Source organism: Candidatus Dadabacteria bacterium (assembly GCA_026708565.1).
Taxonomy (GTDB): Bacteria; Desulfobacterota_D; UBA1144; order Nemesobacterales; family Mycalebacteriaceae; genus Mycalebacterium.
Window position 1 is genome coordinate 1 of record JAPOUR010000006.1, and the last position, 2,588, is coordinate 2,588.

Genomic DNA, 2,588 nt, shown 5'->3' on the forward strand with positions numbered 1-2,588 from the left:
TGAAGTTCAAAAAACTGAGGCCAGTTGTATTGCGGGTCGTCAAAGGTCGCCGCCGCAAACGCGATGAACATCCGCATGGGATAGTCCTGCATGGGAGGAAAACTCAGCGCCCATATAAGGGCGACATACGCGGCGGCCATCGCGCAGACAAATATGTAAAAATCTCTCAGCCCTTCGCGGGCGGGCGGGGTTTTCGGCTCGGAGACGGACACGCCCCTACTCGCCCCAGGTTTCTTTCAGATAGTCTTCCCTGCCGGAACCCTTTTTGTAACGCCCGTAGTGGACGGGGTTTTTCTCATAATAGTTCTGGTGGTATTCCTCGGCGCGCCAGAACCTGCCGGCGGCGACAATTTGAGTCGCCACGGGCTTTGAAAATTTGCCCGACCGCTCAAGTTCGTCTTTTGACTCCAGCGCAAGACGCTTCTGCTCATCGTCATGGTAAAAGATCGCGGTTCTATACTGGCTTCCCTTGTCGGCGAACTGACCGGCGGGGTCGGTCGGGTCTATGTTTGTCCAGAAGACCCGTAACAACCGCTCGTATGAAACCTTTTCAGGGTCGTAGAAAACCTCAACCGCCTCGGCGTGTCCCGTGAGGCCGCGGGAGACCTCCTCATAGGAGGGGTTCTCCTCATCGCCGCCCTGATAGCCCGCATGGACATACACCACGCCGGAAACGCGCTCAAACGGCGGCTCCATGCACCAGAAGCACCCGCCCGCAAAAGACGCCCGCGGATACTTGCCGTAGTTCTCTTCCACCCGCTTTTGCGCTTCCTTCTCTTCCGTTCCCATATCCTGCGAATCCCCCCCGCCCCCGCACGAAATAGCAAGAGCCAGCGCCGCAAAAAGCGCCGCAACTCTCAGCCGGGTTGCTTTGTGTAGCGGAGATACGGTTTTTTCGCGTCCCATCCGTCCGGAAACATCTCCTTCGCCTCTTCGTCCGAAACCGCCGGAATGATTATCACATCGTCCCCGTGCTTCCAGTTCGCCGGAGTGGCGACCTTGCTTTTGTCGGTGAGTTGCATGCTGTCTATAACGCGCAGGATTTCGTCAAAGTTCCTGCCCGTGCTCGCCGGGTAGGTAAGAGTGAGACGTATCTTCTTGCCCGGGTCTATGATGAAAACGCTGCGCACCGTCATGGTGTCATTTGCGGACGGATGAATCATCCCGTAAAGGTCCGCCACCTTCCTGTCCTTGTCGGCAAGCATGGGAAAGTCAACGGCGGACCCCTGCGTTTCCTCAATGTCGGCCTTCCAGCCGTTGTGGTCTTCAACACTGTCCACGGACAGCCCGATGACCTTTACCCCGCGAGCGGAAAACTCCGCCTTGATTCTCGCCACCTCGCCCAGTTCGGTCGTGCAGACGGGCGTGAAATCCTTCGGGTGGGAAAACAGAACCGCCCAGCCGCCGCCGAGCCAGTCGTGAAAGTTTATTGTTCCCTCGGTTGATTCAAGGGTGAAATCCGGCGCTATGTCGCCAAGTTGCAAAGCCATTTTGTAATCCTCCTGGGCCGCTTTTTATCCGGAAAGTTTAAGCGACTGTTATTCCTTTTTCAACATACACATCCTGAACCGCGTTCAGGAGGGCTATCCCTTCCTTCATAGGCCGCTGGAACGCCTTTCTGCCGGTTATGAGCCCCATTCCGCCCGCGCGCTTGTTGATGACCGCCGTTCTCACTGCGTCCCGAAGGTCGTCTCCGCCGGACGCGCCGCCGGAGTTGATGAGCCCGATTCTGCCCATGTAGCAGTTCATGACCTGATAGCGTGTGAGGTCCACGGGGTTGTCCGTTGTGAGTTTTGAATACACACGGGGGTGCGTCTTGCCGAATTTAATCGCGGTAAAGCCGCCGTTGTTCTCCGGCTGTTTCTGCTTGACTATGTCCGCCTCAATGGTGGCGGCAAGGTGGTTTGCCTGACCGGTCAAGTCGGCGGAGGTATGGTGGTCCGTCCCGTCCCTTTTGAAATCGGGGTTGCGCAGATACGCCCACAGAACGGTAACCAGCCCCAGTTCGTGAGCGCGTTTGAATGCGGCGGATATCTCTTCAATTTGCCTCGCGCTTTCGGGCGAGCCGTAGTAAACGGTGGCCCCGACGGCGACCGCGCCCATATCAAACGCCTGCTCCACATCGGCAAACAGTGTCTGGTCGTATTTTTGGGGATATGTCAGAAGTTCGTTGTGGTTGATCTTGACAATGAACGGAATTTTGTGCGCGTAGCGGCGCGCAACCGCGCCGAGAGCGCCGAGGGTGGACGCCACCGCATTGCAACCGCCTTCAATAGCGAGGCGCACTATGTTTTCAGGGTCAAAGTATTCGGGATTGGGCGCGAAAGACGCCCCGGCGGAGTGTTCAACCCCCTGGTCAACCGGCAGGATGGAAACATACCCCGTTCCGCCCAGCCGCCCGGAGTCAAGTATGTGCCGCAGGTTTCTCATCACCGCGGGCGACCTGTCGGTCTGGGAGAAAACCTCATCCAGATAGCCAGGCCCCGGCAGGTGTAGGGAAGCGGAAGAAACCGCGCACTTGTGCCCCAGAAGCGCGTCCGCCTCGCTTCCCAGAAGGTTTGTGATGTCGTTAACGGTCAAAGGCATTT

General features: G+C 57.6%; 4 protein-coding genes. All 4 read right to left on the reverse strand.

Annotated features, from left to right (window positions below; all coding sequences use genetic code 11):
• On the reverse strand, positions 1 to 212 hold a 212-nt coding region (locus OXF42_01580), incomplete at its 3' end, for a hypothetical protein (protein ID MCY4046789.1).
• Between the two features lie 4 nt (positions 213 to 216).
• Positions 217 to 906, reverse strand: a complete 690-nt coding sequence (gene msrA / locus OXF42_01585) for a peptide-methionine (S)-S-oxide reductase MsrA (GenBank protein MCY4046790.1) — start codon at positions 904 to 906, stop codon at positions 217 to 219.
• Positions 858 to 1,490: a peroxiredoxin gene (locus OXF42_01590; protein MCY4046791.1), complete on the reverse strand. Its 633-nt coding sequence runs from the start codon at positions 1,488 to 1,490 to the stop codon at positions 858 to 860. The genes msrA and OXF42_01590 overlap by 49 nt, the downstream gene beginning before the upstream one ends.
• Positions 1,491 to 1,527: 37 nt before the next feature.
• A complete protein-coding gene (locus tag OXF42_01595; GenBank protein ID MCY4046792.1) occupies positions 1,528 to 2,586 on the reverse strand; it encodes a class I fructose-bisphosphate aldolase in 1,059 nt (352 codons plus the stop codon).
• Positions 2,587 to 2,588 lie beyond the last annotated feature (2 nt).